Raw genomic sequence first — 19,537 nt, forward strand, 5'->3', positions numbered from 1 at the left:
CGGATGCCCAAGACCCTTCAGATCGGCGACGTGATCGTGCCCGGCCAGGTGCTGATGGCGCCGATGACGGGCGTGACCGACCTGCCGTTCCGCGTGCTGGCGTCGCGACTAGGCGCCGCCTATGTCGCGACCGAGATGGTGGCGGCCAAGGAACTGGCGCGCGCCAGGCCCGATGTCGTGCGGCGCGCGGCGGTCGGGGCGGGCCTGCCGCTGACGGTGATTCAACTGGTCGGGCGCGATCCCGAACAGATGGCCGAGGGGGCGCGCATGGCCGAGAAGGCCGGGGCCGATATCGTCGATCTGAACTTCGGCTGTCCGGCCAAGGAGGTCACAGGGTCGGCCGCCGGCTCGGCCCTGATGCGGACGCCGGATCTGGCGTGTCGGATCATGGAGGCGGTGGTCCAGGCGACGGCGCGACCGGTAACGGTCAAGATGCGTCTGGGCTGGGACGACGACAGTCGAAACGCCGCCGACTTGGCGCGGCGCGCCGAACAGGTCGGGGTCAAGGCGGTGACGGTCCACGGCCGCACCCGCAAACAGTTCTACACCGGCCATGCCGACTGGGATGCGGTGGGGGCGGTCAAGGCGGCGGTGGCCATTCCCGTCATCGTCAATGGCGATATCATTACGGCCGAGGCGGCGCGGCAGGCCCTGGCGCAGTCGGGGGCCGATGGGCTGATGCTGGGGCGGGGCGTCTACGGACGCCCATGGCTGGCGGCGCATCTGGAGCGGGCGCTGACCGACGGCGTCGATCTGGCCGAGCCGGGTCCGGAGGCGCGCCTGGGCATTGTCATCGAACACCTGCGGGCGTCCATCGCATTTTATGGGATGCCTCTGGGTCTGAAGATGTTCCGCAAGCATCTGGGTTGGTACATCGAACAGGCACCATGGCCCGCCGATCCGCAACACCGCCGTGAGGCCAAGGCAAGAATTTGCCGTCTGGATGATCCGCAGGGCGTCGAGGCGGCCATGAGCGATCTTTGGCGATCGGATTTGCCGCAGATCAACAAGTCCGTTGTTGAAAATGAGCCACAGCTGATGGAGAGTGCTGTGGCATGACGGATACGCCTTCAGCAACGACCCCTGCGCCCGGCCGTACGCCGGACGATGAGTCGTTCTGGGGCTGGGTCGATACGGAACGGGCGCGAACCGGTTTCGGCGTCGCCTATTTCCTGGCGGTGGCGATTACGGCGGCGGCGATCTGGCTGGTCGCCGTGGCCCCCGGCTCCGGGGGCGGGGCCGCGCGCGGGTCCAGCAGCGAGATCGCCCTGATCGTGCTGATCGCCAATCTGGCGCTGATCGCCGGACTGGCCTTCATTGTGGGCCGCCGCGTTCTGGCCCTGGCGCGCAGCAAGGAAGAGGCGGGTTCGCGCCTGCATCTGCGGTTCGTGGCCCTGTTCTCGATGGTGGCCCTGATCCCGTCCGTACTGATCGCCCTGGTGTTCGGGGTATTGGTCAACCGTGGTGTGGATCAGTGGTTCAGCGCGAATGTCAGCGCCTCGGTCGATAACGGCGCGTCGATCGGCAAGGCCTATATCGCGGATGTCAGCAATGACATGACGCGTGATCTCCGCACCATGGCCAGCGAACTCGGCGGCGCGCGTCAGGTGTTTGACAATCGTATCCAGTTTACGGACGCGCTGACGCAGATCGCTGAATTCTTCGGCTATCCTGCGGTCTATGTTTTGAACAGCCAGGGTGAAGTCTTGGCGACGGGCGCTTTACCCGACGCGCCACCCTATATATCGCCACCGCGCTCGGCTCTGGAAATCGCGGGCGAAGGGCAGGAGGCCCCGGTCGAGGTCACCGAAAACCCAGACACGGTCCGGGCGCTTTATCCTTTGCCGGGCTATGGCGACGCATTCCTCTATGTGGTGCGACCGCTGGCTCCGGGCTTGGTGGCGCAAATGCGTTCGGCGGTGCAGTCCATCGACAGTTATCGCGAGGCGCAGGAAAGCCGGGCGCGCATCCAGTCGGCCTTTATTCTCAGCTACCTGGAGACGGCGCTGCTGGTGCTGGTGGGCGCGGTCTGGCTGGGGATGTCGGCGGCCAGCAGTATTTCCGCCCCTATCGGGCGGTTGGTCAAGGCGGCGGGTCAGATCGCGGGCGGCGACCTGACCGCGAGGGTCGACAGCGCCGGCGCTCCGGCCGAGATCGCCACCCTGTCCGACGCCTTCAATCGCATGACCGGCGATCTGCAGGATCAGCAAAGCGCGCTGAAGGCGGCTAGCGACGAAGCCCAGGACCGCAGTCGTTTCATCGAAACCGTGCTGTCGGGCGTCAGCGCAGGCGTGATCGGGCTGGATCGGCGCGGCCGCGTGTCCGCCATCAACGACAGCGCCCTGCAATTGCTGCATATCGAAGAGGCTGAGGTGCTGGGGCATGAACTGGCGGCCCTGTCGCCAGAGTTGAGCGATCTGGTGCGCCGGGCCGAAGCCCATATCGAGGAGGATATCGACGTCAGCCGGGGCGGCGACACCCGCCGTCTGCGCGTCCGCATCGAGGGCGGGCAGGGCGGCGAGATGGTCCTGACGTTCGACGACATCACCCGCCTGGTGACGGCCCAGCGCAACGCCGCCTGGCGCGATGTGGCGCGCCGCATCGCCCATGAGATCAAGAACCCCCTGACGCCGATCCAGTTGTCGGCCGAGCGGTTGAAACGCAAGTACCGGGCGCGGATCGGAGAGGATGTCGAGATCTTCGACCGCTGCACCGACACCATTATCCGTCAGGTCGGAGACATCGGCCGGATGGTGGACGAGTTCTCGTCCTTCGCCCGGATGCCGGCGCCGAGGTTCGCCCCGTCGAATCCGGCGGAGATGCTGCGCGAAGCGGTGTTCGCCCAGCGGGTGGCGGCCCCCGATATCGTTGTGGACATGGTCGACCCCCTGCCCGAGGCCGTGCTGGAAAGCGACGGGCGGATGGTGGGCCAGGCCTTGCTGAACATCCTGAAGAACGCCGGGGAATCGGTCGCGGCCCGCCGGGCGGCGGCGGGCGAGGATGCGGCGTCGGACGATCCCGCCGTGATCGCCTCGCTGTCCATAGAGGACGGAAACGCCACCTTCGTCATCGAGGACGACGGCGTGGGCCTGCCTGCACGCGACCGCGACCGGCTGACCGAACCCTATGTCACCACGCGCGAGAAGGGCACGGGCCTGGGCCTGGCCATCGTCAAACGCATCTGCGAGGACCACGGCGGCGAACTGAAGCTGGCCGACGCCCAGACGCTGCGCGGGGCGCGCGTGTGCATGATCTTCCCCCTGAAACCCCACGGCAAGGCCGTCGACGGCGTGGAGCGCAGGCTTCAGACCGTCGCCGCCGAATAGCGAGGCAAGATGCGACCTACCGGTTCCGACATTCTGGTCGTCGACGACGAAGCCGACATCCGCGACCTGGTCTCCGGCCTTCTGGAGGACGAGGGGCACGCCGTGCGCGTCGCCGCCAACTCCGACGAAGCGCTGGCCGCGATCCGCGCCAGAAAGCCGTCGCTGGCGATCCTGGACATCTGGATGCAGGGCGGCGGCCTGGACGGGCTGGAACTGCTGGAGGTGGTCAAGGAACTCGATCCAGACCTGCCGGTGGTGATGATCTCGGGCCACGGCAATATCGAGACGGCGGTCACGGCGTTGAAACGCGGCGCCTATGACTTCATCGAGAAGCCATTCAAGTCGGACCGGCTGGTGGTGGTGGTCGAACGGGCCATCGAGGCGGCGACCCTGAGGCGTGAAAACCGCCGCTTGCGCGCCCAGACCATGACGCCTTCCGGCCTGATCGGCCGGTCGCAGGCGGCCCAGGCGCTGCGCAGCACCATCGCCAAGGTGGCCCAGGCCAACAGCCGTGTCCTGATCTCTGGCCCCGCCGGATCGGGCAAGGAACTGGTGGCGCGCCAGATCCACGAAGGCAGCCCGCGCGCCCGCGCCGAGTTCGTCGCCATATCGGCCGCCGGCATGACGCCGGAACGGCTGGACGTCGAGCTGTTCGGCGAAGAGGGACAGGATGGGCGCCCGCGCAAGATCGGCGTGTTCGAACGCGCCCACAACGGCACGCTCTATCTGGACGAAATCAGCGACATGCCGCGCGAGAGCCAGAGCCGCATCCTTCGCGTTCTGGTCGATCAGCGGTTCCGTCGCGTCGGCGGCGAGCAGGATGTTCAGGTCGATGTCCGCGTCGTCACCTCGACCTCGCGCGACCTGAAGTCGGAAATCGCAGAGGGCCGGTTCCGCGAAGACCTGTTCCACCGCCTGAACGTCGTGCCGATCCGCGTGCCGGCCCTGTCGGAACGGCGCGAGGACATCGCCGAACTGGTCGAGTATTTCGTCGATACGATCAGCGCCTCGCAAGGTCTGCCCAAGCGGATCGTCGGCGACGATGCGGTGGCGGTGCTGCAGGTTCACCCTTGGCCCGGCAACATTCGGCAACTGCGCAACAATATCGAGCGGCTGCTGATTTTGGCGACAGGCGATCCGGCCGAGACCATCACGGCCGACATGCTGCCCCAGGAGGTGGCGACCTCGAACGGCGGCGGCGCGAACCTGGGCGGGGAGCGGACCATCGCCCTGCCGCTGCGCGAGGCGCGCGAGGTGTTCGAGCGTGAATATCTGGCGGCGCAGATCATGCGGTTCGGGGGCAATATTTCACGCACCGCCGCCTTCATCGGCATGGAGCGGTCGGCCCTGCACCGCAAGCTGAAGTCGCTGGGCGTATCGCCCGCGCGCGGCGGCGAAGAGGACGAGCCGGCCTGATGTCGCGCGTCGCCTACGTCAACGGCGCCTATAGTCCGCATGGGCAGGCGGTGGTTCATATCGAGGATCGCGGCTTTCAATTCGCCGACGGGGTCTATGAGGTCTGGTCGGTGATGGAGAGTCGGCTGGCCGACTTCGACGGCCATATGACGCGCCTGAACCGCAGCCTGGATGCGCTGAAGATCGATATCCCGATGACGTCGGCGGCGCTGGGCCTCGTATTGCGTGAGACGGTGCGGCGCAATCGGGTGCGCGAGGGCATGGTCTATCTGCAGGTCACGCGGGGCACGGCGGCGCGCGACCACGCCTTTCCGGCCGACGCGGCGCCCAGCGTGATCGTGACGGCCAAGCGGGTCGATCGTGCGCGCGGACAGGCGATGGCGGCAAAGGGCGCGGCGGGCGTGACCCAGCCCGACATCCGCTGGGGGCGATGCGACATCAAGACGGTGGGCCTGCTGCCGAACGTTCTGGCCAAACAGGCCGCACGCGAACGCGGCGCCTATGAATGTCTGATGTACGACGACATGGGCCTGGTGACCGAGGGGGCCTCGACCAACGCCTGGATCGTGGACGAGGAGGGGCGGCTGAGAACGCGCGACGTCCAAGCCAACATCCTGCGTGGCGTCACCCGCGAGGCGGTTCTGAAACTGGTCGTCGCCGAAGGGATCGCGCTGGACGAACGCCCGTTTTCGGTCGAGGAGGCCAAACGCGCGCGCGAGGTCTTCGTCACGGCCGCCAGCGCCTTCGTCATGCCGCTGATCTCGCTGGATGGCGTCAGGATCGGCGACGGAACGCCAGGTCCCGTCGCCACACGTTTGCGCGACGTCTATCTTGAACAGGCGCGCAGAGAGGCCATTTAGGCCGTTGCCCCTGTAGGCGGGCGGCGGCTAAGGTCGCCTTCGGCCGCATCGGCCCCACGCCGACACATCGGCGACGAACAACGAAGAACAGGAAAAACCTGCCATGTCGCAAGACAAGCGTCAGAACCTTCAGGACACCTTCCTCAACTCGGTCCGCAAGACCAAGACGCCGCTGACCATCTTCCTGGTCAATGGGGTCAAGTTGCAGGGAATCGTGACGTGGTTCGACAACTTCTGTGTGCTGCTGCGCCGCGATGGCCAGTCCCAGCTGGTGTACAAGCACGCCATCTCCACCATCATGCCGTCCGCGCCCGTGCAACTGTACGAGCCCGACGCCGAAGAAGATTGATTGACCCAAAAACTGATTGACCACGCCGTCCCTCTGATCCGGGCGGTCGTCATCCATCCCGACCGGCGCGCCGACAGTCCTCGGCTGGCGAGCGAACGGCTTGAGGAGGCCGTAGGCCTGGCCCGCGCGCTGGACCTCGACGTGCGCGCCGACGAGGTCGTGCGACTGCGCGGAACCACGCCCGCCACCCTGTTCGGAAGCGGCAAGGTCGAGGAACTGGCCGCCCTGATCCGCGCCGCGGATGCTGAGGCGGTCATCGTTGACGACGCTTTGACGCCTGTGCAGCAGCGCAATCTGGAAAAGGCGTGGGAGGTAAAGGTCATCGACCGCACCGGCCTGATCCTTGAAATCTTTGGGCGTCGCGCGCGGACCAAGGAAGGGCGGCTGCAGGTCGAACTGGCGCGTCTGGATTACGAGCGTTCGCGGCTGGTTCGGACCTGGACCCACCTGGAACGCCAGCGTGGCGGCACAGGCTCGACCGGCGGGCCCGGCGAAACCCAGATCGAACTAGACCGGCGTCTGATCGCCGACCGGATCGTCAAGCTGAAGGCTGAACTGGAAGAGGTGCGCCGCACGCGCGGCCTGCACCGCAAACAGCGTCAGAAGGTTCCGTTCCCCACCATCGCCCTGGTGGGCTACACCAATGCGGGCAAGTCGACGCTGTTCAACCGGCTGACGGGATCAGAGGTTTTCGCCAAGGATCTGCTGTTCGCCACGCTGGACACGACCCAGCGCACCATCCGTTTGCCGCAGGGCCGACCGGCCATTGTGGCGGACACGGTCGGCTTCATCTCGGACCTGCCGCACGAACTGGTCGAGAGCTTCCGCGCGACGCTGGAAGAAGTCGGAGAGGCCGATCTGATCCTGCATGTCCGCGACATCGCCTCGGCCGACAGCGACGCCCAGGCCAGGGATGTCGAGGCGGTGCTGAAACAGATCGAGACGCCCGAGGGCAAGACGCGCCGGGTGCTGGAAGTCTGGAACAAGATCGACCTGTTGGACGACGAGGCGCGCGAGGCTGTGCTGGGCCAGGCCGAACGTCTGGCCAAGGAAGGCGAGGCGGTCGCGGTGTCGGCCTGGACGGGCGACGGGATCGAGCCGTTGCGCCAGACCATCGCCGGCCTGATCGACGACGATCCGGAAACCCAGGTGACGTTGGCGCCGCATCAGGGCGAGGCGCTGGCTTGGCTTTATGAACACGGCCGGGTGACGTCGCGCGATGCGGATGAGCTTGGCCGCACTCATGTCACGGTGCGGTTGCATCCTGGGGCGCTCGGACGATTCGAGCGTCTGTATCCCGACCTTGGCGGCTAAGTTGCAATGCATCTGATCGAAACCATACTGCTGCTGCTTCTGGCTGTCGTGGTGTCGGGTTCGATCGCTCGGATCACGCGGATCGCCCTGCCGCTGGTGCAGATCGCGCTGGGGGCCGGGCTTGTGCTGATCACCGGCTCCACGGTCGATCTGAAACCGGACATTTTCTTCCTGCTGTTCCTGCCGCCGCTGCTGTTTCTGGACGGATGGCGTATTCCCAAGGAAGACCTGTTCCGCGACCGGGCGGTGATCCTGGAGCTGGCGCTGGGCCTGGTGCTGTTCACCGTTCTGGGACTGGGTTTCCTGCTGTGGTGGATGATCCCGGAAATGCCAATGCCGGTGGCCTTCGCCCTGGCGGCCATTCTGTCGCCGACAGACCCCATCGCTGTTCAGGCCATCGCGGCCCGCGCGCCGATCCCCAAGCGGCTGATGCATATTCTGGAGGGCGAATCGCTGCTCAACGACGCGACGGGCCTGACCTGTATGCGGATCGCGGTGATCGCGGCGACGACGGGAGCCTTTTCCGTCGGCCACGCCATCGGCGCCTTCCTGTGGCTGGCCCTGGTCGGGGTGGCGGTCGGCGTGGCCAGCGCCATGGCCATCAGCTACGCCAAGACGATGATCAGCCGACGCTGGGGCGAGGATGTCGGCGCGCAGATCTTGGTCAGTCTGCTGATCCCGTTCGCCGCCTATCTGATTGCTGAAGAGCTGAAAGCGTCCGGCATCCTGGCCGCGGTCGCCGCCGGCATCACCATGAGCTTCACCGAGCGCGGCGCCATTCCCGGCCAGTCCATGGCCATGACCCGCATCCGGCGCAGCGTTGTGTGGGACACCGTGCAGTTCGTCGCCAACGGCATCATCTTCGTGATCCTGGGCGAACAGATGCCCTCGATCCTGTCGCGCGCGGCCGAGGTGGTGCGCGGAACCAGCCGGCCCGAGGTCTGGTGGCTGGCGGTCTATGTGGTCGCCATCGTGGCGGCCCTGGCGGCGCTGCGGTTCATCTGGGTGTGGACCTCGCTGAAGCTGACCCTGTATCGGCGGCGCAATCGCCAGCCGCCCGCGCGCGTGGGCCTGCGCCTGACGCTGGTGATGTCGCTGGCGGGGGTGCGGGGCGCGATTACACTGGCGGGCATTCTGACGCTGCCGTTCGTTCTGGGCGACGGCTCGCCCATGCCGTCGCGAAACCTGGCGATCTTCCTGGCGGCGGCGGTCATCATCGTGTCGCTGCTGGTGGCGACCTTCGCCTTGCCCCGACTGCTGAAGGGGGTGGAGCTGCCGCCTGAACCGTCGCACGAGCGCGAGGAGGATCGAGGCCGGGTCGCCGCGGCTTCCGCCGCCCTGCGGGCCGTGGAGGATGCGTCGCACGTCATGGCCGAGGGGAAGGTCAATCCCGACCTCTATTCCGACGTGGCCAGCCGGATCATGGAACTGTATCGCCAGCGGATCGAAAGCCGCACCCGCACAGACGAAGACGATGTCGAGGCCGCCCGTCTGAGCGACACCATCGAACGGCATCTGCGGCTGGCCGGTCTGGCGGCCGAGCGGGAAGAACTTGGACGGCTGGCGCGCCTTCGTCGGCTGGATGAAGAGACGGCCAAGAAGCTGATCCGCGAGGTGGACCTGCAGGAGTTGCGCTACTCCTGAGGCGGATCAGCGATCCATGAAGGCGGCGACATCGTCGTAGCTTTCGGCGATGTGGTGGGCGCCCCGCTGGCGCAGGCGGGCGGCGTGACCTTCGCGAATGTGGCTTCCGGCGGTCAGACCCACCACGGTCATCCCGGCGCTGACGCCCGCCATGACGCCGGCCTCGCTGTCCTCGATCACCAGGGCCCGCGCCGGATCAACGCCCTGAATCTTTGCGGCGTAGAGGAAGACATCCGGATGGGGCTTGCCGCGCTCAACGTGCAGGGCCGCGCTATAGACCCGATCGGCAAACATCTCCGCCAAGCCGAAGCGGTCAAGTCCCAGCGCCAGCCAGTCCGGGCCGCTGGACGAGGCGATGCAGCGGGCTTCGGTGCGGCGATGCAGAAAATCCACAAGGCCGGCGACAGGCTCAAGCTCAGCCTGGGCGCGGGCCCTGGAAATCCGGCTGTAGTTGGGATGGAAATCCTCAGGACAGGGGCGGCCATGGCGGGCTTCGACCAGGGCGCGGTTGTCCCGCCAACGCCGTCCGACATAGTCCGTCAGAACTTCGTCCAGCGTGGTGGGCAGGCCCAGCGCGGTCAATTCTTCCGCCATGATGGCGCTGGTCAGCAGTTCGCTGTCAGCGACCACGCCGTCGTAGTCGAAAATGATCAGATCATAGGTCATGCGGCGCTCACTCGTTGGGGGCGGCCTTTTCCGCCGCCTTTGCGGCGTCCCACAGGCGATCCATCTCCTCCAGCGTCGATTGGTCGGGCGTGCGGCCGTCCTTGGCCAGTTCTGTTTCGATGAAGCCGAAGCGGCGCACGAACTTGGCGTTGGCGGCGCGCAGGGCGTCTTCGGGTTCGACGTCCAGTTTTCGGGCCAGGTTGGCGACGACGAACAGCAGGTCGCCTAGCTCCTCGCGCGCCTTGGCCTTGTCGCCCGCTGCGATTTCGACGCGCAGTTCCTCGACCTCTTCCGCCAGCTTGTCGAACACCTCGTCGGTTGAGGGCCAGTCGAAGCCGACGCGACCAGCGCGTTTGGTCAGCTTGGCGGCGCGGGTCAGGGCGGGCAGGCCGACAGGCACGTCGTCCAGAACGCCGGGCTTCTTGCGGTCCTTGCGTTCGGCGGCCTTGATGACCTCCCAGGCGACGGTCTGTTCTCTGGACGAGCGCTGGGCTTCATTCCCGAAGACATGGGGGTGGCGGCGTTCCAACTTGTCGGCGATGGCCGTGACGACATCGTCGAACGCGAACAGCCCCTGTTCCTCGGCCATGCGCGCGTGGAAGACGACCTGGAACAACAGGTCGCCCAGTTCGCCCTTCAGTTCGGCCAGGTCGTTGCGCTCGATGGCGTCGGCGACCTCATAGGCTTCTTCGATCGTATAGGGGGCGATGGTGGCGAAGGTCTGCTCCACGTCCCACGGACAGCCGCCGTCCGGGTCGCGCAGCCGCTCCATCACGCCCAACAGACGGTCGATCGGCCTCATGCCGCGGCTCCGGCGTCGCGCGCATCGAGGGCCGCACGGATTTCGTCATGCCGTTTCGCGGTCAGCGGATAGTTCCTCAACACCACGCCCGCCAGGATCAGCAGAACGCCCGGCACGGCGATGAACAGGATCTGCAGCGTCAAAAGGGCCGCGTCACTGTTGCCGGCCGAACCGGGCAGGGCGCGGAAGCCCACCCTATCCAGAATGAAGTATGGGATCAGGGCGACGACATGGCCGATCTTGGTGGTGGCCGACAGGATCGACAGCATCAGGCCGGTGCGGTCCACGCCGGTCTCGAACCGCTTCTCGTCGCCGGCGTCGGCCATCATGGCGCGGGTCAGGAACAGGCCCGCCGCATAGGGCAGGCCGGCGATGAACATGACCACCGCCGTCAGGACGAAGTTGTTGCCCGGAACCAGGGTCGCGCCGACATAGAGAACGGCCGAAACGACGCTGGCCACGGCCAGACCGCGATCCTTGCCGACGCGGGTCGCGTACCAGGCCCAGAAAGGCGCGCCGCACAGCCCCGCGACGAAATAGAACAGCATGAACAGCCCGGCCTGGGTGTGGTCGTAGCCCCGGATCTGGCCGAAGAAGAAGAACAGCAGCGAGCCGGTGATGCCCGGCGCCACGCCCAGCAGCAGGTCCGACAGCAGCAGCTTCCTGACCACCGGCTTCTTGAACAGGCTGATATAGGCGCCCAAGCTGCCATGCGGTTGACCGCCGGACGTGACTGGCTCGGGCACGGCGATCATGGCCAGGCCGATGGTGACGGGCAGAGCGATCACGATGGCCCAGCCCATGATCCGCACCCCGTCGGCATAGGTCCCGATCCCCGTCTGGACCACCACGGTCGGCAGCACCAGGATCAGCACCACGCCGATGATGTTGAACACTTGCCACCAGCCATAGACGCGGCTGCGCTGGTCATACTGCGGCGCCAGGACGGCTGCCCAGCCCAGCTGGCCCAGGGTGCCGATGGAAAAGCCGAGATAGAGAAACAGCAGCCAGCCAAACAGATAGACAGGCGGCGCGCCCGGCTGGACCATGACGAACATCATATAGGCGGCCAGCATCAGCATGGGCGTCGACAGCGCCATCCACGGCCGATAGCGGCCGAACCGCGTCTTCGTCCGGTCCATGCCCCAGCCGATGAAGGGGTCGAAGACGATGTCGATCAGGCGCACCGCCATGAAGACGGTCGCCACCACCCCCAACTTCAGCCCGACGAAGGTGGCGTAGAACTCTGGCAGGGTGACGGGCAGGGCGACGCCGAACGCCGCCAGCGGCAGGCAGGGGCCGGAAAAGGCGGCCAGAACGGCGTTCGAACGGCGGGGCGTCTTGGCGGCGGACGCGGATCGGGCGGTCATGAAAGAGGGTCCGAAACGGCCCGGATGAGTCGGACCTGCGGCACCATCGCAGCTTTGGCGCGTCAGCGGTATGGTGGACTTCGCCGCCCGCTTGGGGCTTGCTGCGGTCATGTCGCTTCGTCTGTTCGCCCTGTTCGGTCTGATGCTGGGAACGCTTTTCGCCGGGCAGGCCAGAGCGGCGGGACCATGCCACACCAATGCCGATGTCTGGGGCGCGCAAGGACTGGCCAACGCCGAGGCGGCCTATGCCATGCCGTGGACCCCGTTCGGATCGACCGAATGGGGTTGGCGGCCCTATCTGCCGTTGATCCAGCAGGAGCTGCACACCCGCTGTGGGGCCGGCACGCCGATCTTCGCCTCGCAGCTGGCGGGTTTTCAGCAGACGCATGGGCTGGCGCCGACCGGCCTGTTGGACGCCGCGACCTTTCAGGTGTTCCGCGGCGTGTGGCAGGAGCGGCGGCCCTTCGTGATGGCGCGCGTCGGCGGCCTGTGCCCCGAGCCGCCGCCGATCAACCAACTGGGCTATCTGGTCGCCGAGGAAGAACATGCCGACCGGCTGACCCGGCTGTTGCGACGCGACGTGCTGGACGCCTATCGCCGACTGGTCGCCGCCGCCCGCGCCGAGGTTCCCGAGGTCGCGGCCAATCCCGAACTGCTGCAGATCTTCTCGGGCTTTCGCGACCCGGAGGCGGATGCGGCGCGCTGCGCCCAGCAAGGCAATTGCGATGGTCTGAGACGGGCGGTCTGTTCGCCGCATCGGACCGGAACGGCCGTCGATCTCTATGTGGGGCAGGCGCCGGGTCTGGGCGTGGACTCCACGTCCCCCGCCAGCCGCGAATATATGGCGCGGACGGAGACCTATCGCTGGCTGGTGGAAAACGCCGGGCGTTTCGGTTTCACGCCTTACGTCTTTGAACCCTGGCACTGGGAGTATGTGAGGCCGTGGGACCCATCGTTCGCGCCCTGACACAGGCCGAGGCGGGGCTGGCGCGCGAGGCGTTCGGCGGGGCGCTGCGGCTGGATATGGTGCGGCTGATCGCCTGGCCGTTCCGACGCGCCTTCGTGGCCGGGCGCTGGTTCGGGCGCGACTGGATCGTCTGGCCGCACCGCAGCCTAGTCGCGGATTTCGCCGCAGCATCGGCCCAGGTGCAGGGCGTGCTGATCCACGAACTGACCCACGTCTGGCAGGCCCAGCAGGGCGTCAACCTGTTGTGGGCCAAGCTGAAGGCTGGCGACACGGCCGCGTCCTATGCCTACGACCCCTTTGCGATGCACCGTTGGGAGGCGCTGAATATCGAGCAGCAGGCCATGGTGATGGAACATCGCTTCCATGGCCTGCGGGGCCGATCCACGCCGGGATCGCCCGCCTTCTACGCGGCGCTTTGCCCGTTCGAGCCGAAATCAGAGCCTGGGACTTGCGCGCCGAGCAGGGACGCGCCAAGTTAGCAACGGTCGTTGTTGCGAATGACGGCCCCAGTCATTCAACGGAGCCTCCCCGATGCCTAAAGTTCTGGTCCTTTATCACTCGACCTATGGTCACCTGGAAACCATGGCCGAAGCCGTCGCCGAAGGCGCGCGCGAGGTCGAAGGCGCAGTCGTGGACATCAAGCGCGTGCCCGAAACCGTGCCGGAAGACCTGGCCAAGGCCTCGCACTACAAGCTGGACCAGAAGGCTCCGATCGCCAAGATCGACGACCTGAAGGACTATGACGCCATCATCATCGGCGCGGGCACCCGCTTCGGCTCGGCCGCGTCGCAGATGCGCGCCTTTCTGGACCAGGCCGGCGGCCTGTGGTTCTCGGGCGCGCTGATCGGCAAGATCGGCGGCGCCTTCACCGCCACGGCGACCCAGCATGGCGGCCAGGAATCCACCTTCCAGGGCCTGCATAACTTCTTCATGCACCACGGGATGCCGGTGGTCGGTCTGCCCTATTCGTATCAGGCGCAGATGACGCTGGATGCGATCCACGGCGGTTCGCCCTATGGCGCCTCCACCATCACGGGCGGCGACGGCTCGCGTCAGCCCAGCGATATCGACCTGGGCGGCGCTCGCTTCCAGGGCAAGCATATCGCCGAACTGGCCAAGAAGCTGCACGGCTGATCCGATGCGCCAGCCCGCCGTCTTCTTCGGTCACGGTTCGCCCATGAATGCACTGGGCGGTCCCTATGGGGCCGCCTGGCGCGACCTGGGCCGGGCCATAGGCAAACCCAAGGGCGTGGTCATGGTGTCCGCCCATTGGGAGACGCGTGGGCTGGGCGTCACGGCGCAGAAAAGGCCCGAGACCATCCATGATTTCGGGAATTTCCCGCGTGAACTTCATGACATGCAGTATCCCGCGCCCGGATCGCCCGAATTGGCGGCCCGGGTGTCGGCCTTGACGGGCGCCATCGAAACGCAACAGTGGGGGCTGGACCATGGGACCTGGTCGGTGCTGTGTCATGTCTGGCCCGAGGCCGACGTGCCGGTTGTGCAGTTGTCGCTTAACCGCGACCTGACGGCGCGCCAGCATTACGACCTTGCCAAGGGGCTGACGCCTCTGCGCGACGAGGGGATCGTCATCGCCGGATCGGGCGACTTCGTCCATAATTTGCGGACCTGGAAGCGTGAGGACGGGGCCGAGCCCTACGCCTGGGCGACGGGCTTCAACACGGCGGTCAAGGCCGCGTTCGAGCGGGGCGACCACAAGGCCCTGATCGACTGGGTGGGCCTGGCCGAGGACGCGCAGCTAAGCGTGCCGACCGACGAACACTATCTGCCGGTGCTCTATATCGCCGCCCAGCAACAGCCGGGCGAACCCGTCCACTTCTTCAACGATCGCATCGATGGCGGATCGATCTCGATGACCGGCGTTCGGATCGGCTGACGCCGGAAAAAGCGGCCCGATCAGGCCGCTTTTTCCGCCTCGACCATTTTCTGGATGGCGACATAGTCCGTCTTGCCGGTGCCCAGGACCGGCACCTCGGAGACCTTGACGATCTTCTTGGGCACGATCAGTTCCGGCGCGCCGTTGGTGCGCGCCCATTCGGCCAGGGGCGCGACCTCGGCGGCGTCGTGGTCGGTGACCAGGACCAATTTTTCGCCCTTTCGGCTGTCGGGGATCGCGACGACGGCGTGACGACGTTCGGGCCAGACCGCGCCGGCGATGCCCTCGACCGCCGTCAGTGAGACCATCTCGCCGCCGATCTTGGCGAAGCGTTTGGCGCGCCCCTTTATGGTGACATAGCCGTCGGCGTCCACGTCGACGATGTCGCCGGTATCCAGCCAGTCGTCGCCAATGGCGTCCCAGGTCAGCGGCTCGGCCGAAGTGACATAGCCGCTCATGACGTTCGGACCCTTGAGGAACAGGCGGCCGCCGCCGTCGATCCCCTCGACGGGTTCCAGCTTCCAGTCGATGCCCGGCAGCATCTGGCCCACCGTGCCCGGCGCGTTGCGGTCGGGGTGGTTCACGGCGATGACGGGCGAGGCTTCTGTCGCGCCATAGCCTTCCAGCAGTTCCACGCCGCCGAACTTGGTGTTGAACAGGGCGCGGGTTTCGTCGCGCACCTTCTCGGCGCCGGCGACGGCGAACTTCAGGGTGGCGAAGTCGTTCGGCTCGGCCACACGCGCGTATTGGCTCAGGAAGGTGTCGGTCGCGAACAGGATCGAGGCGTTCACCTGGGGCAGCAGGTCGGTGATCTGTTTGGCGTGCAGCGGCGACGGATATTCGAACGCCTTCAATCCCTGCAGCAACGGCAGGATGACGCCGCCGGTCAGGCCGAAACAGTGGAAGGTCGGCAGGGGGTTGAACATGACCCAGGACGGATCGAGGTCGATGTGGGCGGCCACCTGACGCGCATTGGCCACAAGATTCTGCTGGCTCAACACCACGCCCTTCGGCGTACCGAAACTGCCCGAGGTGAACAGGACGACGCCCGGCGCGTCGGGGTCTGTCCTGACGCGGAACCGCTTTGGCGCGGCGCCGGCGGCCAGGCCATACAATTTGTCGGCCAGGCCGATGGTCTTTCGCACGTCGTCCAGCCAGACGACATCGGCGACCGTTTTCAGCTCAACAATCAGGTCGTCCAGCTTGGCCTGATCTATGAAGCGTTTGGCGGTCAGCACCTTCTTGACGCCTGACGCCTTGATGGCCGCCTTAAGATTGGCCTCGCCGGCGGTGAAGTTCAGCATCACCGGCACGCGGCCGTGGGCGTGCAGACCGAAGAAGGTGACGACAACCCCCATCGAGGACGGCAGCAGAATGGCGACCCGCTCGACCCGTTCCGTCATCTGCGCGATCTTGCGGCCCAGCACGAAAGCCGCCCGGATCAGGCCGGTGTAGGTCAGGGGATGACGATCCTGGTCTTCCAGGATTTCCTTGTCGCCGAACCGCGCGCGCGCCTCGATCAGGGCGTCGATCAGGGTTTGTTGGTAAAGCGACGGATCCAGGGCCTGGCGCAAACGCGTCTCCTACGAAGGGCGCGAGACGCCCTCTCTGCTGTTCGGGCGTTTGTCATTAATGCCGCCGCGTCATCTTGAAAAGATGCGTTACGTCGCGTGAGTTCCCGAGCGGTCGCGGTCTGTAACGCGCTGTGCCTTGCCTTCCGGGCGCGGAAAGCCGAAATACCGGCCATGGTCACCCTGATCGACACCCTGCAGCGCAAGCCGTCGGAACTGCGTCACCCGGAAAAGCAGAACCGGCCGGAATCGGTCGTGCTGAAAAAGCCTGACTGGCTGCGGGTCAAGGCCCCCGGTTCGGGCCAGTACAACGCCACCAAGGACATCGTCCGCTCCAAGGGGCTGCATACCGTCTGTGAAGAGGCGGCCTGCCCCAATATTGGCGAGTGCTGGAGCCAGAAGCACGCCACCCTGATGATCATGGGCGACACCTGCACGCGGGCCTGCGCCTTCTGCAACGTAAAGACGGGCCTGCCCCAGCCGCTGGATCCGGAGGAGCCGGGCAAGGTGGGTCTGGCCGTGTCCCAGATGGGTCTGAACCACGTCGTCATCACCTCGGTCGACCGCGACGACGTGTCGGACGGCGGCGCGGCCCACTTCGCCGAGGTGGTGCGCCAGATCCGCATCCAGGCGCCCAACACCACCATCGAAATTCTGACGCCCGACTTCCTGCGTAAGGATGGCGCGGCCGCTGTGATGATCGACGCCAAGCCCGACGTCTTCAATCACAACCTGGAAACCGTGCCGCGCCTGTATCTGAAGATCCGGCCCGGCGCCCGCTACTTCCATTCCCTGCGTCTGTTGCAGATGGTCAAGGAGCGCGACCCCGAGCAGTTCACCAAGTCCGGCATCATGGTTGGTCTGGGCGAGACCAAGGAAGAGGTCATGCAGGTGATGGACGACATGCGGTCCGCAGGCGTCGACTTCATCACCATCGGCCAATATCTACAGCCGACGCGCAAACACGCCGCCATCGACCGCTTCGTCACGCCGGAAGAATTCAAGGCCTATGAGGCGATCGCGCGCGCCAAGGGCTTCCTGATGGTGTCTTCGTCGCCGCTGACGCGTTCGTCTCACCATGCCGGCGACGACTTCGCCCGGCTGAAGGCGGCGCGCGAGGCGCAGTTGAAGCGCTAAGCCTGGAATGGCGGTCCATCGCGTCACGCGCATTCTTCCTTATGCGCCCGAACAGCTTGCCGGTCTGGTCGCCGATGTGCGGACCTATCCCGACTTCGTGCCCTGGGTCACGTCGATGCGGGTCTGGAACGACCGCGTCGAGGCTGACGGCGTGACCGTGGTGGACGCCGAGGCGGGCGTCGGATTCGCGGTGCTGAAAGAGCGGTTTTCGACCTGGGTGCGCCACGACCACAATGCGCCAAAGGTCGAGGTCGGTCTGCTGCGCGGGCCGTTCAAGCATCTGAAGAACCGCTGGGAGTTTTTCCCGCATCCCGAAGGAACGCGGTTGGAGTTCATGATCGACTTCGCCTTCAAGTCCCGGGTGCTGGACCTGATGCTCCAGGCCAATTTCGACCGGGCGGTGGAAAAGCTGATCGGCTGTTTCGAGGCCGAGGCCAGGCGGAGGTATGGCGGATCATGAGCTTCGATTTCGACGCAACTGTCGTGGGCGCCGGGGCTGTGGGCCTGGCCTGCGGTCGGGCGTTGTCGAAGCGGGGCCTGACGGTTCTGGTGCTGGAGAAGGAAGGCCACATCGGCCAGGGCGTTTCTTCCCGCAATTCCGAGGTGATCCACGGCGGGCTCTATTATCCGAGCGGCTCCTTGAAGGCGCAGTTCTGCGTCGAGGGGCGGCGGGCGCTGTATGATTTCCTGGCCAGTCGCAAGATCGACCATTGGAAGTGCGGCAAGCTGGTCGTGGCGACCGAAGAGGCCGAGGTCGGGCGAATCGAAGCCATCTTCGAACAGGCGACGGCGAACGGGGTGGAGGGGCTGGCGCATCTGACCGGCGCCCAGGCGCGGGCGCTGGAGCCGGCCCTGAACGCCCATGCGGCCATCCTGTCGCCGGAGAGCGGCCTGTTTGACAGCCACGGCTATATGCTGGCCCTGCAGGGCGAGATCGAGGATGCGGGCGGCTCGGTGGTGGTGTCGGCGCCGTTCGAAGGCGCCGAGCCAATGTCAGGCGGCGGTTTTTCCGTTCGTGTGGGCGGGCAGGGGGCGATGACTGTCTCCAGCCGCCTTTTGATCACCGCGCCGGGTCTGTCGGCGCAGAGCGTGGCGGCCAGCGTCACGGGCTATCCCGCGACCAACATTCCGCCGGGCCATTTCGGCAAGGGGGTCTATTTCCGGCTGGTCGGCAAGGCGCCGTTCGACCGATTGATCTATCCGCCGCCGATCCCCGGCGCTTTGGGCACCCACTATCGCAAGGACCTGGGCGGGCAGGGGGTGTTTGGGCCTGATCTGGCCTATGTGGAGGTCGAGGACTATTCGGTCGATCCGGCCAAGGCGGAAGGGTTCGCGACCTATATCCGCCGCTTCTGGCCCGGCCTGCCCGACGGCGCCCTGACGCCCGACTACGCCGGTATTCGGCCGAAACTGCATGGGCCGGGCGAGCCGCAGCCGGACTTTCAACTGCATGGGCGCGAGCATCACGGCATCGACGGTCTGATGGCCCTGTTCGGCATCGAGAGCCCCGGCCTGACCAGCTCACTGGCCATCGGCGAGGCGGTGGCGCACGCCTTGACGGAGACCCAATGACCGAGCGTGAAAAGATGCTGGCGGGCCTGCCCTATGATCCGGGCGACGCAGACCTGAGGGACGGACGCGCCCGCGCCGTGGGCCTGACGGTCGCCATCAACGCCGAGCCGGATCGGGACCGCCGCAGCGCCCTGGTGAACCAGTTGGTGAACGCTGCGGACAACAAGGCGGTCATCATGCCGGGCTTCTTCTGCGACTATGGCGTCAACATCCATCTTGGCCAACGCGCCTTCGCCAACGCCAACTGCGTGTTCTTGGACTGCGCCGAGATTCGAATCGGAGACAATTTCCAGGCCGGGCCGGGGGTGCAGCTTCTGACGCCCGAGCATCCGCTGGACGCGGTGGCGCGTCGGGGCGAGGAGACGGCCCGATCCATCACTATCGGCGACGACGTGTGGATCGGCGGCGGCGCCATTGTTCTGGCGGGCGTTACGGTTGGGGATCGCTCGGTCATCGGGGCCGGTTCGGTGGTGACGAAGGATGTGCCGCCGGACGTCGTGGTGGTCGGCAATCCCGCGAAGATCGTGCGTCGTCTGACGCCTGTTTAAACGCCTTGAAATCGTCGCGCGGTTCATGCATAAGCCGCGCCTCGCGTGGCGGCTCGGCATCCTTCTGATGAGGGTTGGGGGCCGCCGCTATCGTTTTC

The 19,537-nt window shown here is 66.3% G+C and carries 19 protein-coding genes; 15 read left to right on the forward strand and 4 right to left on the reverse strand.

All coding sequences use genetic code 11. From position 1 onward, the window contains the following. Nucleotides 1-3: 3 nt before the first annotated feature. The 7 genes from dusB to P0Y50_11460 all read left to right on the forward strand — a co-directional run bounded on the left by dusB (nt 4) and on the right by P0Y50_11460 (nt 8,909). Nucleotides 4-1,059 carry a tRNA dihydrouridine synthase DusB gene (gene dusB / locus P0Y50_11430; protein WEK39153.1) on the forward strand — a complete coding sequence of 352 codons (1,056 nt, stop codon included), beginning with the start codon at nt 4-6 and terminating at the stop codon, nt 1,057-1,059. Continuing rightward, nucleotides 1,056-3,326: a PAS domain-containing sensor histidine kinase gene (locus P0Y50_11435; protein WEK39154.1), complete on the forward strand. Its 2,271-nt coding sequence runs from the start codon at nt 1,056-1,058 to the stop codon at nt 3,324-3,326. The genes dusB and P0Y50_11435 overlap by 4 nt, the downstream gene beginning before the upstream one ends. A gap of 9 nt (nt 3,327-3,335) precedes the next feature. Continuing rightward, nucleotides 3,336-4,742: a sigma-54 dependent transcriptional regulator gene (locus P0Y50_11440; protein WEK39155.1), complete on the forward strand. Its 1,407-nt coding sequence runs from the start codon at nt 3,336-3,338 to the stop codon at nt 4,740-4,742. Then, nucleotides 4,742-5,602 carry a D-amino-acid transaminase gene (locus tag P0Y50_11445; protein WEK39156.1) on the forward strand — a complete coding sequence of 287 codons (861 nt, stop codon included), beginning with the start codon at nt 4,742-4,744 and terminating at the stop codon, nt 5,600-5,602. The genes P0Y50_11440 and P0Y50_11445 overlap by 1 nt, the downstream gene beginning before the upstream one ends. Nucleotides 5,603-5,705: 103 nt before the next feature. Next, a complete protein-coding gene (gene hfq / locus P0Y50_11450; GenBank protein WEK39157.1) occupies nt 5,706-5,951 on the forward strand; it encodes an RNA chaperone Hfq in 246 nt (81 codons plus the stop codon). Next, nucleotides 5,952-7,265: a GTPase HflX gene (gene hflX, locus P0Y50_11455; GenBank protein ID WEK39158.1), complete on the forward strand. Its 1,314-nt coding sequence runs from the start codon at nt 5,952-5,954 to the stop codon at nt 7,263-7,265. A gap of 6 nt (nt 7,266-7,271) precedes the next feature. Continuing rightward, nucleotides 7,272-8,909, forward strand: coding sequence for a Na+/H+ antiporter (locus P0Y50_11460; protein WEK39159.1), 1,638 nt, complete (start codon nt 7,272-7,274; stop codon nt 8,907-8,909). 6 nt (nt 8,910-8,915) lie between these two features. Here P0Y50_11460 and P0Y50_11465 read toward each other — a convergent pair whose 3' ends face one another. Genes P0Y50_11465 through P0Y50_11475 form a run of 3 tightly spaced genes read right to left on the reverse strand, consistent with a single transcriptional unit; the run spans nt 8,916 to nt 11,747 of the window. Beyond that, on the reverse strand, nt 8,916-9,575 hold the full coding sequence (locus P0Y50_11465) for an HAD-IA family hydrolase (GenBank protein WEK39160.1): 660 nt from the start codon (nt 9,573-9,575) through the stop codon (nt 8,916-8,918). A 7-nt stretch (nt 9,576-9,582) separates the two neighbouring features. Then, on the reverse strand, nt 9,583-10,377 hold the full coding sequence (gene mazG / locus P0Y50_11470; GenBank protein ID WEK39161.1) for a nucleoside triphosphate pyrophosphohydrolase: 795 nt from the start codon (nt 10,375-10,377) through the stop codon (nt 9,583-9,585). Next, nucleotides 10,374-11,747: an MFS transporter gene (locus P0Y50_11475; GenBank protein WEK39162.1), complete on the reverse strand. Its 1,374-nt coding sequence runs from the start codon at nt 11,745-11,747 to the stop codon at nt 10,374-10,376. Before P0Y50_11475 ends, mazG begins: the two co-directional genes overlap by 4 nt. Nucleotides 11,748-11,856: 109 nt before the next feature. Here P0Y50_11475 and P0Y50_11480 point away from each other — a divergent pair, with 109 nt between their 5' ends. The 4 genes from P0Y50_11480 to ygiD are packed head-to-tail and all read left to right on the forward strand — an operon-like array spanning nt 11,857 to nt 14,611. Next, the gene (locus tag P0Y50_11480) at nt 11,857-12,714 is read left to right on the forward strand and encodes a D-alanyl-D-alanine carboxypeptidase family protein (protein WEK39163.1); all 858 of its coding nucleotides are present in this window, start codon (nt 11,857-11,859) and stop codon (nt 12,712-12,714) included. Beyond that, nucleotides 12,690-13,193, forward strand: a complete 504-nt coding sequence (locus P0Y50_11485) for a hypothetical protein (GenBank protein ID WEK39164.1) — start codon at nt 12,690-12,692, stop codon at nt 13,191-13,193. The genes P0Y50_11480 and P0Y50_11485 overlap by 25 nt, the downstream gene beginning before the upstream one ends. A 52-nt stretch (nt 13,194-13,245) precedes the next feature. Continuing rightward, entirely contained in the window at nt 13,246-13,848 is a 603-nt protein-coding gene (gene wrbA / locus P0Y50_11490) for an NAD(P)H:quinone oxidoreductase (GenBank protein WEK39165.1), read from the forward strand. 4 nt (nt 13,849-13,852) lie between these two features. Continuing rightward, nucleotides 13,853-14,611, forward strand: coding sequence for a 4,5-DOPA dioxygenase extradiol (gene ygiD / locus P0Y50_11495; protein ID WEK39166.1), 759 nt, complete (start codon nt 13,853-13,855; stop codon nt 14,609-14,611). Between the two features lie 20 nt (nt 14,612-14,631). Here ygiD and P0Y50_11500 read toward each other — a convergent pair whose 3' ends face one another. Then, complete coding sequence (locus P0Y50_11500; GenBank protein WEK39167.1) at nt 14,632-16,185, reverse strand: AMP-binding protein; 1,554 nt, start codon at nt 16,183-16,185, stop codon at nt 14,632-14,634. 129 nt (nt 16,186-16,314) lie between these two features. Between P0Y50_11500 and lipA the strand changes: the two genes are divergently transcribed. The 4 genes from lipA to P0Y50_11520 are packed head-to-tail and all read left to right on the forward strand — an operon-like array spanning nt 16,315 to nt 19,439. Continuing rightward, nucleotides 16,315-17,319: a lipoyl synthase gene (gene lipA, locus P0Y50_11505; GenBank protein WEK41569.1), complete on the forward strand. Its 1,005-nt coding sequence runs from the start codon at nt 16,315-16,317 to the stop codon at nt 17,317-17,319. A gap of 7 nt (nt 17,320-17,326) precedes the next feature. Then, nucleotides 17,327-17,779, forward strand: coding sequence for a type II toxin-antitoxin system RatA family toxin (locus P0Y50_11510; protein ID WEK39168.1), 453 nt, complete (start codon nt 17,327-17,329; stop codon nt 17,777-17,779). Then, entirely contained in the window at nt 17,776-18,891 is a 1,116-nt protein-coding gene (locus tag P0Y50_11515; protein ID WEK39169.1) for an NAD(P)/FAD-dependent oxidoreductase, read from the forward strand. The genes P0Y50_11510 and P0Y50_11515 overlap by 4 nt, the downstream gene beginning before the upstream one ends. Further along, complete coding sequence (locus P0Y50_11520; GenBank protein ID WEK39170.1) at nt 18,888-19,439, forward strand: sugar O-acetyltransferase; 552 nt, start codon at nt 18,888-18,890, stop codon at nt 19,437-19,439. Before P0Y50_11515 ends, P0Y50_11520 begins: the two co-directional genes overlap by 4 nt. Nucleotides 19,440-19,537 lie beyond the last annotated feature (98 nt).

The organism is Candidatus Brevundimonas colombiensis, assembly GCA_029202665.1.
Taxonomy (GTDB): Bacteria; Pseudomonadota; Alphaproteobacteria; order Caulobacterales; family Caulobacteraceae; genus Brevundimonas; species Brevundimonas colombiensis.

Coding starts and splice junctions, on each gene's coding strand:
- P0Y50_11475 (WEK39162.1), bottom strand. CDS start 11,747: ATGACCGCCCGATCCGCGTCCGCCGCCAAGACGCCCCGCCGTTCGAAC.
- P0Y50_11510 (WEK39168.1), top strand. CDS start 17,327: ATGGCGGTCCATCGCGTCACGCGCATTCTTCCTTATGCGCCCGAACAG.
- P0Y50_11435 (WEK39154.1), top strand. CDS start 1,056: ATGACGGATACGCCTTCAGCAACGACCCCTGCGCCCGGCCGTACGCCG.
- P0Y50_11465 (WEK39160.1), bottom strand. CDS start 9,575: ATGACCTATGATCTGATCATTTTCGACTACGACGGCGTGGTCGCTGAC.
- ygiD (WEK39166.1), top strand. CDS start 13,853: ATGCGCCAGCCCGCCGTCTTCTTCGGTCACGGTTCGCCCATGAATGCA.
- P0Y50_11480 (WEK39163.1), top strand. CDS start 11,857: ATGTCGCTTCGTCTGTTCGCCCTGTTCGGTCTGATGCTGGGAACGCTT.
- P0Y50_11460 (WEK39159.1), top strand. CDS start 7,272: ATGCATCTGATCGAAACCATACTGCTGCTGCTTCTGGCTGTCGTGGTG.
- hfq (WEK39157.1), top strand. CDS start 5,706: ATGTCGCAAGACAAGCGTCAGAACCTTCAGGACACCTTCCTCAACTCG.
- P0Y50_11445 (WEK39156.1), top strand. CDS start 4,742: ATGTCGCGCGTCGCCTACGTCAACGGCGCCTATAGTCCGCATGGGCAG.
- P0Y50_11520 (WEK39170.1), top strand. CDS start 18,888: ATGACCGAGCGTGAAAAGATGCTGGCGGGCCTGCCCTATGATCCGGGC.
- P0Y50_11440 (WEK39155.1), top strand. CDS start 3,336: ATGCGACCTACCGGTTCCGACATTCTGGTCGTCGACGACGAAGCCGAC.
- dusB (WEK39153.1), top strand. CDS start 4: ATGCCCAAGACCCTTCAGATCGGCGACGTGATCGTGCCCGGCCAGGTG.
- mazG (WEK39161.1), bottom strand. CDS start 10,377: ATGAGGCCGATCGACCGTCTGTTGGGCGTGATGGAGCGGCTGCGCGAC.
- P0Y50_11515 (WEK39169.1), top strand. CDS start 17,776: ATGAGCTTCGATTTCGACGCAACTGTCGTGGGCGCCGGGGCTGTGGGC.
- wrbA (WEK39165.1), top strand. CDS start 13,246: ATGCCTAAAGTTCTGGTCCTTTATCACTCGACCTATGGTCACCTGGAA.